At 65.1% G+C, this 15644-nt stretch carries 13 protein-coding genes; 9 read left to right on the top strand and 4 right to left on the bottom strand.

The annotated features are described in order from the left end of the window. Positions 1-4: 4 nt before the first annotated feature. From PSEWESI4_RS08400 to PSEWESI4_RS08375, 6 genes are read left to right on the top strand one after another with little or no spacing between them, the layout of a single operon-like run. Positions 5-1444: a mannose-1-phosphate guanylyltransferase/mannose-6-phosphate isomerase gene (locus PSEWESI4_RS08400; RefSeq protein ID WP_187670750.1), complete on the top strand. Its 1440-nt coding sequence runs from the start codon at positions 5-7 to the stop codon at positions 1442-1444. Beyond that, positions 1444-2241: an ABC transporter permease gene (locus PSEWESI4_RS08395; RefSeq protein ID WP_235978901.1), complete on the top strand. Its 798-nt coding sequence runs from the start codon at positions 1444-1446 to the stop codon at positions 2239-2241. Before PSEWESI4_RS08400 ends, PSEWESI4_RS08395 begins: the two co-directional genes overlap by 1 nt. Next, a complete protein-coding gene (locus tag PSEWESI4_RS08390) occupies positions 2241-3491 on the top strand; it encodes an ABC transporter ATP-binding protein (RefSeq protein ID WP_187670748.1) in 1251 nt (416 codons plus the stop codon). Before PSEWESI4_RS08395 ends, PSEWESI4_RS08390 begins: the two co-directional genes overlap by 1 nt. Positions 3492-3502: 11 nt before the next feature. Next, positions 3503-4894, top strand: a complete 1392-nt coding sequence (locus tag PSEWESI4_RS08385) for a glycosyltransferase family 4 protein (RefSeq protein ID WP_187670747.1) — start codon at positions 3503-3505, stop codon at positions 4892-4894. Continuing rightward, the gene (locus tag PSEWESI4_RS08380; protein WP_187670746.1) at positions 4878-6011 is read left to right on the top strand and encodes a glycosyltransferase family 4 protein; all 1134 of its coding nucleotides are present in this window, start codon (positions 4878-4880) and stop codon (positions 6009-6011) included. Before PSEWESI4_RS08385 ends, PSEWESI4_RS08380 begins: the two co-directional genes overlap by 17 nt. Beyond that, a complete protein-coding gene (locus tag PSEWESI4_RS08375) occupies positions 6012-7136 on the top strand; it encodes a glycosyltransferase family 4 protein (RefSeq protein ID WP_187670745.1) in 1125 nt (374 codons plus the stop codon). It begins immediately after the preceding gene. Positions 7137-7142: 6 nt separating this feature from the next. On the opposite strand, the gene PSEWESI4_RS08370 is transcribed toward PSEWESI4_RS08375, so the two are convergent. From PSEWESI4_RS08370 to PSEWESI4_RS08355, 4 genes are all read right to left on the bottom strand, one after another. Continuing rightward, entirely contained in the window at positions 7143-7358 is a 216-nt protein-coding gene (locus tag PSEWESI4_RS08370; RefSeq protein WP_187670744.1) for a DUF1127 domain-containing protein, read from the bottom strand. 253 nt (positions 7359-7611) lie between these two features. Then, positions 7612-7827, bottom strand: a complete 216-nt coding sequence (locus PSEWESI4_RS08365) for a DUF1127 domain-containing protein (RefSeq protein ID WP_187670743.1) — start codon at positions 7825-7827, stop codon at positions 7612-7614. Positions 7828-8189: 362 nt separating this feature from the next. Next, entirely contained in the window at positions 8190-9683 is a 1494-nt protein-coding gene (locus PSEWESI4_RS08360) for an acetyl-CoA hydrolase/transferase family protein (RefSeq protein ID WP_187670742.1), read from the bottom strand. A gap of 173 nt (positions 9684-9856) precedes the next feature. After that, the gene (locus PSEWESI4_RS08355; RefSeq protein ID WP_187670741.1) at positions 9857-10258 is read right to left on the bottom strand and encodes an acyl-CoA thioesterase; all 402 of its coding nucleotides are present in this window, start codon (positions 10256-10258) and stop codon (positions 9857-9859) included. Positions 10259-10539: 281 nt separating this feature from the next. On the opposite strand from PSEWESI4_RS08355, the gene PSEWESI4_RS08350 reads away from it, so the two are divergent. The 3 genes from PSEWESI4_RS08350 to PSEWESI4_RS08340 all read left to right on the top strand — a co-directional run bounded on the left by PSEWESI4_RS08350 (position 10540) and on the right by PSEWESI4_RS08340 (position 15527). After that, positions 10540-11838: an MFS transporter gene (locus PSEWESI4_RS08350; RefSeq protein WP_187670740.1), complete on the top strand. Its 1299-nt coding sequence runs from the start codon at positions 10540-10542 to the stop codon at positions 11836-11838. A 263-nt stretch (positions 11839-12101) separates the two neighbouring features. Beyond that, the gene (locus tag PSEWESI4_RS08345; RefSeq protein ID WP_187670739.1) at positions 12102-13070 is read left to right on the top strand and encodes a phosphate ABC transporter substrate-binding protein PstS family protein; all 969 of its coding nucleotides are present in this window, start codon (positions 12102-12104) and stop codon (positions 13068-13070) included. A gap of 174 nt (positions 13071-13244) precedes the next feature. Beyond that, positions 13245-15527 carry an ABC transporter permease subunit gene (locus tag PSEWESI4_RS08340; protein WP_187670738.1) on the top strand — a complete coding sequence of 761 codons (2283 nt, stop codon included), beginning with the start codon at positions 13245-13247 and terminating at the stop codon, positions 15525-15527. The last annotated feature ends 117 nt before the right edge of the window (positions 15528-15644 follow it).

Here is a 15644-nt window from a genome sequence, read left to right as displayed (position 1 = left end):
GATCATGCTGGTGCCCGTGATTCTTTCCGGCGGTGCTGGAACCCGTTTGTGGCCGGTTTCCCGCGAGGGACATCCGAAACCGTTCATGGCTCTGCCGGATGGCGAGTCGCTGCTGGTCAAGACCTACCGCAGGGCCGCCGACCTGCTGGCCAAGGGCGGGGAGATCGTCACGGTGACCAACCGTGACTATTACTTCCAGACCAAGGACCAGTTCCTGGCCGCCAGGCTGTCCGGCCAGCGCGCGCATTTCATCCTGGAGCCGCTGGGCCGCAACACCGCCCCGGCCATTGCCGCCGCCGCCCTGGCCTTGCGCGAGCGGCATGGCGACCAGGCAACCATGGTGGTGATGCCGGCCGATCACCTGATCCGGAATGCCGAGGCGTTCGGCGCGGCGGTCGAAGAGGCTGCCGCCCTGGCTGCCGAGGGTTACCTGGTGACCTTCGGCATCCGCCCGACTGCCCCGGAAACCGGCTTCGGCTACATCGAGGCGGGCACCGCGCTGAACGAGCGGGGTGCAGCCCGGGTCGAGCGCTTCGTCGAGAAGCCGGACCTGCCGACAGCCGAACGCTACCTGGCTTCCGGGAAGTTCCTGTGGAACTCCGGGATGTTCTGTTTCCGCGTCGGCACCTTGCTCGATGAGCTGGCGCTGCATGCGCCGCAATTGCTGGAGCAGGCCAGCGCCTGCGTCGCTGCCAGCCCGGTCCGGGAGGTGGGTGCCGTGCTGCAGCAGGAACTGGAGACCGGGCATTTCGCCGACCTGCCGGACATCTCCGTCGACTATGCCCTGATGGAGCGTTCGGAGAAGGTCGCGGTGGTGCCGGCCGGTTTCGACTGGAGCGACATCGGCTCCTGGGGCGCCTTGAGCGACCTGGTCGAACCGGATGCACAGAACAACCGCGCGGCCGGGGATGCGCTGTTCATCGACAGCCGCAATACCTTCGTGCAGAGCGAGGGGCGGCTGGTGGCCGCGGTCGGGGTCGAGAACCTGATCGTGGTCGATACCGCTGACGCCATCCTGGTTGCCCATGTCGAGCGCGCCCAGGACGTGCGCCAGGTGGTCAAGCGGCTGAAGGACAGCAACCACGACGCCTATCGCCTGCACCGCACCGTGTGCCGCCCGTGGGGCAGCTACACGGTGCTGGAGGAGGGCGCGCGCTTCAAGATCAAGCGCATCGTGGTCAAGTCGGGTGCTTCCCTGTCGCTGCAGATGCACCATCATCGCAGCGAGCACTGGGTGGTGGTGCAGGGCATGGCGAGGGTGGTCAACGGTGGCGAACCGAAGCTGGTGAGCGCCAACGAGTCGACCTACATTCCCGCCGGGCACAAGCATCGCCTGGAGAACCCCGGGGTGATCGACCTGGTGATGATCGAAGTGCAGAGCGGCGAGTACCTGGGCGAAGACGATATCGTCCGTTTCGAAGATCAGTACGGCAGGGCCAATTGATGGTTTCAGGTATGGCCCGCTCGGTCTGGAGCTACCGCGGCTTCGTCATCGGCAGCGTCAAGCGCGAGTTCCAGACCCGCTATCGCAACTCCCTGCTGGGCGCCGTCTGGACCGTGCTGAACCCGCTGTCGATGATCATCGTCTACACGGTGATCTTCTCGCAGTTGATGCAGGCCCGCCTGCCCGGCGTCGAGCACAGCCTCGCCTACGGCATCTACCTGTGCGCGGGAATACTGGCCTGGGGATTCTTCGCCGAGGTGATCGGCCGGAGCCAGTCGGTGTTCCTCGAACACGCCAACCTGATCAAGAAGCTGAGCTTTCCGCGTATCTGCCTGCCGCTGATCGTGGTGCTCAATGCCGGGGTGAATTTCGCGATCATCTTCGGGCTGTTCATCGGCTTCCTGCTGGTCACCCAGAACTTCCCCGGAGTCGCCCTGCTGGCCATGATCCCCGTGCTGCTGATCCAACTGGCGTTTTCCGTGGGGCTGGGCATCATCCTCGGGGTGCTCAACGTGTTCTTCCGGGACGTCGGCCAGCTCACCGGGATACTCCTGCAATTCTGGTTCTGGTTCACCCCCATCGTGTACCCGATCTCCATCCTGCCCGAGGCTATCCGGCCGGTGATCGAGGCGAACCCGATGACGGCGCTGATGGCGGCCTACCAGGGCATCCTGGTCTACGGCCGCTGGCCCGACTGGGGCTCGCTGGCGCCGATCGCGCTGGCTTCGGTCGTGCTGTGCGTGTTGGCCTTGCGACTGTTCCGCAAGCGTTCGGGTGAAATGGTGGACGAACTCTGATGGGCAGCATTCAGGTCACCGGGCTTGGCAAAGCCTATAAGCAGTACCCCTCGCGATGGTCGCGTCTGGCTGAATGGCTGGTGCCTTTCTCGCCGCCCCGCCACCAGTTGAAATGGGTCCTGCAGGACATTTCGTTCAGCGTGAAACCCGGCGAGGCATTGGGGATCATCGGGGTCAACGGGGCCGGTAAGAGCACCCTGCTGAAGATGATCACGGGAACCACCCAGCCGAACGCCGGGACGATCCAGGTCGACGGCCGCGTGGCGGCGCTCCTCGAGCTGGGCATGGGCTTCCATCCCGACTTCACCGGGCGGCAGAACGTCTTCATGGCCGGCCAGTTGCTGGGGCTGAGCATGGAGGAGCTGCAGCGGCTGATGCCCGAGATCGAGGCGTTCGCGGAGATTGGCGAGTACATCGACCATCCGGTGCGCACCTATTCGAGCGGCATGCAGATGCGCCTGGCGTTCAGCGTGGCGACCGCGCAGCGGCCGGACGTGCTGATCGTCGACGAGGCACTGTCGGTCGGCGATGCCTATTTCCAGCACAAGAGCTTCGATCGCATCCGCGAGTTCCGCAAGGCGGGGACCACGCTGCTGATCGTGTCCCATGATCGCCAGGCGATACAGTCGCTGTGCGACCGGGCGATCCTGCTGGTCAATGGACGCCTGGCCCTGGCGGGCGCGCCCGAGGAAGTGATGGATTTCTACAGCGCCATGCTGGCCGAGAGGGAGCAGCAGACGATACGCCAGGAGCGCCTGGATGGTGGCCAGACCCGCACCATTTCCGGCACCGGCGAGGCGGGGTTCGCCGACATCGCGCTGCTCAATGAGCAGGGGCAGAGCGTGGAGGTTCTCTCGGTCGGGAGCACTGCTACCCTGCGGATCGTTGTCGACGTGAAAGTCGATATCCCTCGGCTGGTGCTGGGCTTCATGATCAAGGACCGCATGGGTCAACCGATCTACGGCATCAACACTCACCGCACGCAGCAGGCGCTGGAAAACCTCGAGGCTGGGGAGCGGATCACCTATGACTTCCGTTTCCCGGTTCGGCTCGGCAAGGGCAACTACTCCGTCGCGCTATCGCTGTCGCGCTTCGATTCGCACCTGGACAAGAACTACGAGTGGCGTGACTACGCCCTGGTATTCCATGTGATCAACGTCCAGCAGCCCGACTTCGTCGGTTGTGCCTGGCTGGATTCGCAGGTCGCGATCGAGCGTAGCGGCTCGCGTACTCCTGAAACCTGTCTCTGAGAGGGAGGGCTATGCGCATACTGGTCGAGTGCACCTACGTCTACGAGCATCCCCGGGACAACTCGGGCATCCAGCGCGTGGTGCGCAACATCGTCAAGCGGCTGGGCGAAGCTGGCGGCGAGGTCGAATGCATCCCGGTGATGATGAATGGCGGCCGCCTGTACCAGGTGTTGAGCCTCGCGCCGCTGAAGGTGTCGCGCGGCGGCGATTGGCGCCAGTCGTGGATCGTTCGCCTGGATCACTGGCGCAATCGCTACTGGTGGTGGCATTCGCGGCTGGAGCGTCTGTCTCCCTTCCGGAGCTCGCAGACAGCCAGGCGGTTGCTGTACTGGCCCTGCAAGCTGGCCAGCCTGGCGATCACCCTGCCGCTTCGCGGGCTGCTGTGGCTGAACCGCAATGCCCAGCCGGCCCCGCAGCGCGCCGTCGAGTTGCAGGTTCGGCCGGGCGATCAGTTGCTCCTGCTCGACTCGTCCTGGCATGCGGATTTCTTCGACCTGGCCGAGCGGCTCAAGCGGCAAGGCGTCGGCATCGTCTCGGTGATCTACGACCTGATCCCGCTGACCCACCCGCAGTTCTGCGACGCGGCCCTGGTCAAGGTGTTCGACCAGTGGTTCGACTGGGTTTCCAGGACCGCCGATGGCTTCATGGCGATCTCCAGGACGGTGAGCGAACAGGTCCAGCATGAGCTGCAACAGCGGCTGGGAGCTGCCGAGGCGGCGAGGCGCTGGCATGGGCACTTCTACCTGGGTTCCGAACTGGACCTGAAGCGCGCGAAGTCGTCGCTGCATCCGGGCGTGCAGCGCATGTTCCGCCAGGGCAAGCCAGTGTACCTGATGGTGAGCACGGTCGAGCCGCGGAAGAACCATGCCTACCTGCTCGATGCGTTCGAGCGGCTCTGGGCCACCGGCTCTGAGGCGCGTCTGTGCATCATCGGCAAGATCGGCTGGAAGTGCGAGGCGCTGGTGGAGCGTATCAAGCGCCATCCCATGCACAACAAGCGCTTGTTCATGTTCAACAACGTCAACGACAGCAGCCTGGAGTACGCCTATTCCAATGCCCGCGCCCTGGTTTTCCCCTCCCACGCCGAAGGCTTCGGACTGCCGTTGGTGGAGGCGATGCAGCGGGGATTGCCGGTGATGGCCAGCGATATTCCGGTTTTTCGGGAGATCGGCCAGGACTTCATGGCCTATTTCGAGCTGGACGATCCGCAAAGCCTGGTGGACAGGATCCTGCAGTTCGAGCAGTCGAACCGCTTCCCCGCCCGGCGCCCGCTCGACGACTGGCAATGGATCGACTGGTCGCAGGCGGCCCGGCAACTCATCCATAGGACGCTGGCGGGGATCGGCGGGAAGCCGAAGGCATTGGCATCCGTCGAGGCGGCGGTCGATGCGGATCGCCCTTAACGCCCGGATTCTGCAGGCACCGCGTACCGGTATCGGCCAGTATCTGGTGGAGCTGGTCGGTGCCTTGGGCGACGACCCCCGGCTGGAGCTGGAACTGTTCCACGGCTGGGGCTGGAACCGGCAACTGCCGCCGGCTGCGCTCCCCGGTTACCGCAACTGGAGCGCATTGGCCAAGCAGGTGCCGGGCGCCTACCGGATTCGCCGCCTGCTCGAACAGCAGCGCTTCGACCGGGGGCTCGAGCGGAATCCGGTGGATCTCTACCATGAGCCCAGCCTGTGGCCGCTGGAGTTTGCCGGCCCCATGGCGATGACCCTGCATGACCTGACACACCTGCACTACCCCGAGACCCAGCCGCGCGACCGGCTGGCGGAGATCGAGCGACGTGTCGGCCCCGCGGTCGAGCGAGCCCGCCTCATCCTCACCGACTCACAGTTCGTCGCCGATGAGATTTCCCGCTGCTACGGGGTTTCGAGCGAGCGGCTGGTGGTCGCTCCCCTGGGATATGCGCCGCGCTTCCATCCGCGCCTGCCGGAGGAACTGGCACCGCTGCTGCGGGCCTTCGATCTGCAGCCTGGCCAGTACCTGATCTGCGTCGGCACGCTCGAACCGCGCAAGAACCTGTCCCTGGCCCTGCGCGCCTATGGCCGGTTGCCCGTCCCTGTGCGAGAGCGCTTCCCCCTGCTGATCGTCGGCATGGCCGGCTGGCGTCGCGAAGCCTTTGCCGCCGAGCTACAGAACGCCCTGGCGGATGGCCATGTGCGGCTCCTGGGCTATCAGTCGGACGACACGCTGGCCGGGTTGCTGGCCGGGGCACGGATGCTGCTGTTCCCTTCGCTCTACGAAGGCTTTGGCCTGCCCGTGCTGGAGGCGATGGCCAGCGGCGTGCCGGTGCTGCTGTCCCCACGGGCGGCGTTGCCGGAAGTGGCCGGGGTGGCCGGCATCTATCTCGATCCCGATGACGAGCAGGGCTGGAGCGAAGCCATTGTCCGGCTGATCGAGGACCAGCGGGAGTGGCAGGTGTATCGGACGCTGGGTTTGCGGCAGGCCGGGCACTTCTCCTGGCAGCGTTGTGCGAACATCACCGCGGACGCCTATCGACGAGTATTGGGGCACTGAATGCGTGTTCTGCATTTCTTCAAGACCTATCTGCCGGAGACCGTAGGGGGGATCGAACAGGTCATCTACCAGATCTGCCAGAGCGGCATCGCGCATGGCATCGAGAGCCAGGTGCTGACCTTGAGCAAGGACCCGGAACCGTCCGAGCTGATGGTGGCGGATCATCGGGTGCATCGCGCCAGGCTGGATCTGCAACTGGCTTCGACAGGGTTTTCCTATAGCGTACTGGGCCGGCTGAAAGCCCTGGCCGCACAGGCGGATGTGATCAACTATCACTTTCCCTGGCCATTCATGGATGTGCTGCACTTCGCCGCGCGGATCGACAAGCCGACGGTGGTCACCTACCACTCGGACATCGTTCGCCAGAAGCACCTGTTGAAGCTCTACCGTCCGCTGATGAACCGTTTCCTGGGCAGCGTCGACCGCATCGTCGCGGCGTCGCCGAACTACCTGGAAACCAGCGAGGTACTGGCGCATTACCGGGACAAGACCTCGGTCATTCCCTATGGGCTGGACAAGGCGACCTATCCGGTCCCGGACACGGCACGCCTCGATCACTGGCGCCAGCGCTTCGGGCCGCGTTTCTTCCTGTTCGTCGGCGTGATGCGCTACTACAAGGGGCTGCACATCCTGCTGGAGGCGGCGCGGGGCACGGGGTATCCGGTCGTGATAGTCGGTGCCGGACCGCTGGAGCAGGAACTGCGCGCACAGGCCAGCAGCCTGGGACTGGGGCACATACATTTCGCCGGGCGCCTCGCTGACGAAGACAAGGTCGCCCTGCTGCAGCTATGCAGCGCCATCGTCTTCCCGTCCCACCTGCGCTCGGAAGCCTTCGGCATCTCCCTGCTGGAAGGCGCCATGTACGGGAAGCCGATGATTTCCAGCGAGATCGGCACCGGCACCAGCTACATCAACATCCACGGCGAAACCGGCCTGGTGGTCCCTCCCGGCAACCCGGAGGCCTTCCGGGAGGCCATGCGGACCCTCTGGGACGACCCGGACCTGGCCATGCAGATGGGCGTGCGGGCCGAGCAGCGCTACTGGCAACTGTTCACCGCCGAGCGCATGGGGCAGCAGACGGCTGCCCTCTACCGGGAGTTGCTGGCGAGCCGGCGCAAGGCCTGACCGGGTTCACCGCCAGAACGGCTTGCGCAGTTCCTCCGCGCGCTCGCTGGGCGTGATGTTGACGTCGGCGAGCAGGCGGGTGTCGAGGCGGGCCAGTTGGCGGCGGGTGCGGACGCGCTGTTGCCAGAGTGCGATGAGCCCGAACAGGCGTAGCAGGCCGCCTTCGCAGGTAACTTGGCAGGTGTTCCGCTGTGCGGCGCTGATGGGCTGTGTGCGTTCCATGGCGCTGTCCTTCCCGGCGAACGGGGATTGGCTATTGGAAGGACATGTTGGCGGGAAAGGCGATGACCTTGCAGTCACAGCAAGATGGAATTGTTCTGGACCAGTTTTAATGAATTCAAAACTGTTACGGTCATCGAATACCTTGGCTGTTCTGCCCCCAGGCTCTTGTAGGGTGCGACGGAAGCGGAGCGCAGAAACGACGAACCCCGCCGATTGGCGGGGTTCGTTGGGCTGGCCGGGAGCGCCTTGGCTTTTAGCGCCAGAAGGGCTTGCTCAGCTCGTTGTAACGCTGCGCCTCGCTGATGCCGGCGTCGGCCAGCAGGCGCGGGTCGAGGCGAGCCAGTTCGCGGCGGGTGTTCATGCGGCGTTGCCAGAGCATGAAGTTGGCGAACAGGCGAACCGGAAGATGGGTGTGCTGGGCCGAGGATTGCTCGACGAAGTGCAGGTCGGAACTCAGGGTACGTTCCATGGTGACAGTCCTTCCGCTTGTGGCGGGGTGAAGTGGATTTCGATGGGTGCAATGATCCCCTTCGCTGTCCAGACCCGCCAGTCACAGTTGGCTGAAATTGTTATGGTTGGCGGCCATTTTTTCGGAAACTGTTATGCCCGCAATCGGGCAATCTGTACTGCTTTGCTCTGTTATGGTGCATTTTCCATGGGGAAAACCGGGTGATTTGCGGTGGTTTTGGCAGGGTTGAGCAGTACAGTTTTATCGCTGATCGGAATACCTACTGAACTGTTTGTCAGGAAGTAAGGTGCATGCGCACCGGAAAATCCGCACATGCGGTTTCTTTCCGGTGCGCGTGGAGCGCTACAGGTACGGGGCAGGGCTCAGCCGGCCAGCATGCGCCCGGTCTCTTCCAGGTTGATGTGCCAGTCCAGCGCTTCGCGCAGCAGGTGCGGGGTGTGGCCGCCCTTGGTGCAGGCGCGCTGGAAGTAGTCGTTCAGCGCCGCGCGGTAGTCCGGGTGCACGCAGTTGTCGATGATCACCCGGGCCCGTTCGCGCGGGGCCAGGCCGCGCAGGTCGGCGAGGCCCTGTTCGGTGACCAGGATGTCGACGTCGTGCTCGCTGTGGTCGACATGGCTGACCATCGGCACCACGCTGGAGATGGCGCCGCCCTTGGCGATGGACTTGGTGACGAAGATCGCCAGGTGGGCGTTGCGGGCGAAGTCGCCGGAGCCGCCGATGCCGTTCATCATCCGCGTACCGCCGACGTGGGTGGAGTTGACGTTGCCGTAGATGTCGAACTCCAGGGCGGTGTTGATGCCGATGATGCCCAGGCGGCGCACCACTTCGGGGTGGTTGGAGATTTCCTGCGGGCGCAGCACCAGTTTGTCCTTGTAGCGCTCCAGGTTGCCGAACACGTCGGCGTTGCGACGGTTCGACAGGGTGATCGAGCTGCCCGAAGCGAAGCGCAGCTTGCCGGCGTCGATCAGTTCGAAGGTGGAGTCCTGCAGCACTTCGGAGTACATGGTCAGGCCTTCGAACGGCGATTCGATCAGGCCGCACATCACCGCGTTGGCGATGCTGCCGATGCCGGCCTGCAGCGGGCCGAGGCTGTTGCTCATGCGCCCGGCGGCGACTTCCCGCTTGAAGAAGTCGATCAGGTGGTCGGCGATGGCCTGGGTCTCGGCGTCCGGCGGCAGCACGGTGGACGGCGAGTCGGGCTGGTCGGTGACGACGATGGCGACGATCTTCGCCGGGTCGATGGGGATCGCCGTGCTGCCGATGCGGTCGTCCGCGCGGGTCAGCGGGATCGGCGTGCGGGTCGGCCGGTAGGTGGGGATGTAGATGTCGTGCAGGCCTTCCAGGTTGGGGTTGTGGGCCAGGTTGATCTCGACGATGACCTGCTTGGCGAAGATCGCGAAGCTGGCCGAGTTGCCCACCGAGGTGGTCGGCACGATATGGCCCTGCTCGGTGATGGCGACGGCCTCGATCACCGCGATGTCGGGCAGCTTGAGCTGGTGGTTGCGCAGTTGCTCGACGGTTTCCGAGAGGTGCTGGTCGATGAACATCACTTCGCCGGCGTTGATCGCCTTGCGCAGCGTGGCGTCGACCTGGAAGGGCATGCGCCGGGCCAGTACGCCGGCTTCGGTGAGCTGCTTGTCGAGGTCGTTGCCGAGGCTGGCGCCGGTCATCAGGCTGATCCGCAGCGGGGTGCCGCGGGCGCGTTCGGCCAGCGCCAGGGGCACCGCCTTGGCTTCGCCGGCGCGGGTGAAGCCGCTCATGCCGACGGTCATGCCGTCCTGGATCAGGGACGCGGCTTCGGCCGCACTCATCAGCTTGCCCAGCAGCGAGGGCAGGCGCACGCGATCAGGGTACATGGAGGGAACCTCGGACAACGAAAACAAGGCGCGCAGTCTAGGCGCTGGGGAGACGGGTCGCTTCTATACCAAGGTCGAAGAAAGCGCTCTATCTTGCGCCTTTCGTCGGAGAAGGGGACCGTGGCCCGGATTGCATCCGGGCTATGAGGGTTCGAGGCGGGTGGTGCGGTGCTCTAGCGCCGTGGCGGGACCGGGCGGGTGCGGCCGCTGCCGTCGATGGCGACGAACACGAACACCGCTTCGGTGACCTTGCGCCATTCGCTGGACAGCGGGTCTTCGCTCCAGGCCTCGACCAGCATCTGGATCGAGCTGCGGCCCACCTGCAGGGTCTGGGTATAGAAGGACAGTTGCGCGCCCACCGCCACCGGGACCAGGAAGGCCATGCGGTCGATGGCCACGGTGGCCACCCGGCCGCCGGCGACCTTGCTGGCCATCGCGGTGCCGGCGAGGTCCATCTGCGATACCAGCCAGCCGCCGTAGATATCGCCGAAACCGTTGGTTTCGCGCGGCAGGGCGATGATCTGCAGGGCGAGATCACCTTGCGGGGTGAGATTTTCGTCTTCGATTTCGATCATGCCGGGGGCCTCGGACCCATTGCTCTCGTCTGGTTGGGCGTAGTCTCGGGCGTATGGGTTGAAGGTGGCGGGCTTGCCGCGGTGCGTCACATACCCCCGGGCCGCTCTAATCCGGATATCGACCGGTCTGGAGGGCTCTCTGCGCGCAGTATATAGAGGCTTGCGCCGGGCGACGACCGTTCGGTTCCGGATTCGACCGGGTGGGCGGCTGTACCGGCTCCGGCAATTTGTTATCGTGCGGCACCTGCGCGCTCCTGAATAACAAGAGAAAGTCCGCCTCCATGTCTTCCCTGTCCCTGGACGCCGTGCCCGGCGCCCGCCCGCTGACCCGCAAAGACTACAAGACCCTGTCGTTGTCCGCCCTTGGCGGGGCGCTGGAGTTCTACGACTTCATCATCTTCGTGTTCTTCGCCGCGGTGGTCGGCAGACTGTTCTTCCCCGCCGACATGCCCGAGTGGCTGCGTCAGTTGCAGACCTTCGGCATCTTCGCTGCCGGTTACCTGGCGCGGCCGCTGGGCGGGATCATCATGGCGCACTTCGGCGACCTGCTCGGCCGCAAGCGGATGTTCACCCTGAGCATCTTCATGATGGCGGTGCCGACCCTGCTGATGGGCCTGATGCCGACCTACGCGCAGATCGGCATCTGGGCGCCGATCATCCTGCTCCTGCTGCGGGTGATCCAGGGCGCGGCGATCGGTGGCGAGGTGCCAGGCGCCTGGGTGTTCGTCTCCGAGCACGTGCCGGATCGCCATGTCGGCTACGCCTGCGGCACGCTGACCGCGGGGTTGACCGCCGGCATCCTGCTCGGCTCGCTGATGGCCACCCTGATCAACAGCGTCTACAGCCCCGCGGAAGTGCTCGACTGGGCCTGGCGCATACCGTTCCTGCTCGGCGGGGTGTTCGGCCTGCTGGCCGTCTATCTGCGCCGCTGGCTGCACGAGACCCCGGTGTTCGCCGAGCTGCAACTGCGCAAGGCGCTGGCCGACGAGCTGCCGCTGAAGGCGGTGGTGCGCGAGCACCGCGCGGCGGTGGTGTTGTCGATGCTGCTGACCTGGGTGCTGACCGCCGGCATCGTGGTGGTCATCCTGATGACCCCGACCCTGCTGCAGACCCAGTACGGCTTCGACGCCGCGACGGCGCTCAAGGCCAACAGCCTGGCCATCGTCTTCCTCAGCTTCGGCTGCGTGGCCGCCGGTGCGCTGGCCGACCGCTTCGGCGCCGGCCGCGTGCTGGTGATCGGCAGCCTGCTGCTGGCGGCGGTGTCCTGGACGTTCTATTCGAGCCTGCGGGCGAACCCGGACTGGCTGTTCCCGTTGTATGCGGCGACCGGCCTGGCGGTCGGGGTGATAGGCACGGTGCCCTACGTGATGGTCAAGGCCTTTCCGGCGGTGGTGCGTTTCTCCGGGTTGTCGTTCTCCTACAACCTGGCCTACGCGATCTTCGGCGGGGTCACGCCGATGCTGGTGACCCTGCTGCTCAAGGCCGACCCGCTGGGCCCGGCCTATTACGTGGCGGCACTGTGCGGGCTGGGGCTGGCGGTGGGCCTGTACCTGCTGGGGCGTGAGCGCCGGGTGGCGTGAGGCGTTCGATCCGCTGGCCCTGGCTCCGGGGCTTTCTGGTGGGTTGAAGCCCACCCTGCGGTGGTGTTTGTCGTGATGGGTTGTCACCCATCCTACGCAACCCGGCGGCGCGTTTTTCGCGGTCATGAGCAGCGTCGGGCCATCCTTTTTCGGGTCATGATGGCCTTTCATCCAACTGTCACATTTCAGTCATAGAGTGTTCATGCGCCCTATCGATACTGGGCTCCGTTCCATCCAACACCCTTACCTGCTAGGAGCAAGGCATGAAACTCAAGCGTTTGATGGCGGCCCTGACCTTCGCCGCCGCTGGCGTGGGCGGCGTCTCTGCCGTAGCCGCCGTCGACCCGGCACTGCCGACCTATGAAAAGACCTCTGGCGTGTCCGGCAACCTGTCCAGCGTCGGCTCCGATTCCCTCGCCAACCTGATGACCCTGTGGGCAGAAGAGTTCAAGCGCAGCTACCCGAACGTCAACATCCAGATCCAGGCCGCCGGTTCCTCCACCGCACCGCCGGCGCTGACCGAAGGCACCGCCAACCTCGGCCCGATGAGCCGTCCGATGAAGGACAGCGAAATCCAGGCCTTCGAAGAGAAGTACGGCTACAAGCCGACCGCCGTACCGGTGGCGATCGACGCCCTGGCGGTGTTCGTGCACAAGGACAACCCGATCAAGAGCCTGTCCCTCGAGCAGGTCGACGCCATCTTCTCCAGCACCCGCCTGTGCGGTGCCGCTGCAGACGCCAAGACCTGGGGTGACCTGGGCCTGACCGGCGAGTGGGCGAGCAAGCCGATCCAGCTGTTCGGTCGTAACTCGGTATCCGGCACCTACGGCTACTTCAAGGAAGAAGCCCTGTGCAAGGGTGACTTCAAATCCAACGTCAACGAGCAGCCGGGCTCGGCCTCGGTGGTGCAGTCTATCTCCAGCACCCTGAACGCCATCGGTTACTCCGGTATCGGCTACAAGACTTCCAGCGTACGCGCCGTGCCGCTGTCCAAGAAGGGCGGTGAAGCCTTCGAAGCGTCCGAAGAGAACGCCCTGGCCGGCAAGTTCCCGCTGGCTCGCTTCTTCTACGTCTACGTCAACAAGGCGCCGAACAAGCCGCTGAGCCCGCTGGACGCCGAGTTCGTCAAGCTGGTGCTGTCCAAGCAAGGCCAGGAAGTCGTGGTCAAGGACGGCTACATCCCGCTGCCGAAGAAAGTGATCGACAAGACCAAGCAGGAACTGGGTCTCTAACCAGTCCCCGCTGGCTATACCGATGACGCTGTACGCCAAGCCCGCCGATCCCCGATCGGCGGGCTTAGGCACGCCAACTGGCTGTAACTTTTCTGTCACACAAGGGCGTTAGATTGGCGGCCCTGGGCAACCGCCCGGGTGCTGTAATCATGGTCGCGCAGAGACTGAACCCGCATGAATGACTTGGCTAACGAGCCCACGGGCACTTCCGGCAACCCCCTGGGGCTCGACTTCGATACCCCGGCCCTGAAGCGCAAGCGCCGGGTGCGCGCACTGAAGGATCGGATGGCACGCTGGTACGTGTCCATTGGCGGGCTGGCGGTGCTCGGCGCCATCACCCTGATCTTCTTCTATCTGGCCCATGTGGTGCTGCCGATGTTCCAGGGCGCCGAGCTGACGGCGCGCAAGCCGCAACAGCCGGCCTGGCTCGCTGAAGCCGGGCAGCCGCTGCTGCTGGCCGTCGAGGAGCAGAACCAGGTAGCCATGCGTCTGGCCCGCAGCGGCCAGGTGCAGTTTTTCGATCTCAGAAGTGGCGAGGCCCTGAATCGCATCGAACTGCCGTTGCCGGCAGGCGTCGAGGTGGTTTCCGTGGGCAGCGACCAGCCGGGTAGCCGGCGTGTCGCCCTGGGCCTGTCCAACGGCCAGGTGCTGGTGCTGCAGCATAACTATCGGGTCACCTATCCGAACAACGTCAAGACCATCACCCCGCAGGTCGACTTCCCGTTCGGCGAAGAGCCGATCACGCTGGACGACCAGGGTCGTGCGCTGGAGCACGTCGCCCTGAACCTCAACGGCGGCGACCTGATGCTGGCCGCTTCGGTCGGTTCCGAGCTGCGCCTGATCCGGCTCAGCCGCGAGGAGAACCTGTTCAGCGGCGAAGTGACCCTGGATCAGGATCGCATCGACCTGCCGCAGATCGCCGACCCGATCAAGGAACTGATCCTCGATCCGCGCCAGCTCTGGCTGTACGTGGTCAACGGCCGTTCCACCGCGGATGTCTTCGACCTGCGCCAGCGCAGCCTCAACGGCCGCTACCAACTGGTCAACGGCCAGCGCGAAGTGACCACCGCCACCAGCCTGCTGGGCGGCATCTCGCTGCTGATCGGCGATTCCAAGGGCGGCATCCAGCAGTGGTTCATGGTCCGCGACCAGGATGGCAAGTCCACCCTGCAGTCGATTCGCGACTTCAAGCTCGGCAATGCGCCGGTCACCCAGATCATGCCGGAGGAGCGCCGCAAGGGCTTCCTGGCCCTGGACTCGGCCGGCACCCTGGGCATCTTCCACAGCACCGCGCACCGCACCCTGCTCACCGAGCCGGTCGCCGAGGGCACGTCCATCGCCGCCCTGTCGCCGCGCGCCACCCGCGTGCTGGTGGAGTCGAACGGCCAGTTGCAACGCTTCGTGGTCGACAACCCGCACCCGGAGATTTCCTGGAGCTCGCTGTGGGGCAAGGTCTGGTACGAGAACTACGAGAAGCCCGACTATGTCTGGCAATCGACCTCGGCCAACACCGACTTCGAACCCAAGCTGAGCCTCTCGCCGCTGGCCTTCGGCACCCTCAAGGCGGCCTTCTACGCCATGCTCCTGGCCGCCCCGCTGGCCATCGCCGCGGCCATCTACACCGCCTACTTCATGGCGCCGCGCATGCGCACCAAGGTCAAGCCGGTGATCGAGCTGATGGAGGCGCTGCCGACGGTGATCCTCGGCTTCTTCGCCGGCCTGTTCCTCGCGCCCTTCCTGGAGAACCACCTGCCCGGCATCTTCAGTCTGTTGTTGCTGATGCCGGTGGGCATCCTGCTGGCCGGCTACATCTGGAGCAAGCTGCCGGACGCCGTGCGCCACCGTGTACCGGATGGCTGGGAGTCGGCCCTGCTGATCCCGGTGGTGCTGCTGGTCGGCTGGTTCTCGCTGGCCATCAGCGGTCACCTGGAGAACTGGCTGTTCGACGGCAACATGCGCCTGTGGCTGAGCAATGACCTGGGCATCCCGTTCGACCAGCGCAACGCCCTGGTGGTCGGCCTGGCGATGGGCTTCGCGGTGATCCCGAACATCTACTCGATCGCCGAGGACGCCGTGTTCAGCGTGCCGAAGAGCCTCACCTTCGGCTCCCTGGCCCTGGGCGCCACGCCCTGGCAGACCCTGACCCGCGTGGTGATCCTCACCGCCAGCCCGGGCATCTTCTCGGCGCTGATGATCGGCATGGGCCGCGCGGTGGGCGAGACCATGATCGTGCTGATGGCCACCGGCAACACGCCGATCATGGACATCAACATCTTCGAGGGCATGCGCACCCTGGCTGCCAACGTGGCGGTGGAAATGCCCGAGTCCGAAGTGGGCAGCAGCCACTACCGCGTGCTGTTCCTGGCCGCCCTGGTGCTGCTGCTGTTCACCTTCGTGATGAACACCCTGGCCGAGCTGATCCGTCAGCGCCTGCGTACCCGTTATGCGTCCCTATAAAACATGCCTGCGCAGCAGGCCATCCGATGACCCTCGCCCCTTTGGGGAGAGGGTGCCCGAAGGGCGGGAGAGGGCAAACCGGCAGCGCGGTGTTGCCCGTAGCCCTCTCCCCCGACC

The organism is Zestomonas carbonaria, assembly GCF_904061905.1.
GTDB lineage: Bacteria > Pseudomonadota > Gammaproteobacteria > Pseudomonadales > Pseudomonadaceae > Aquipseudomonas > Aquipseudomonas carbonaria.
The sequence above is the reverse complement of the archived record's forward strand: the minus strand, read 5'-3'. Positions and strand labels throughout refer to the sequence as shown.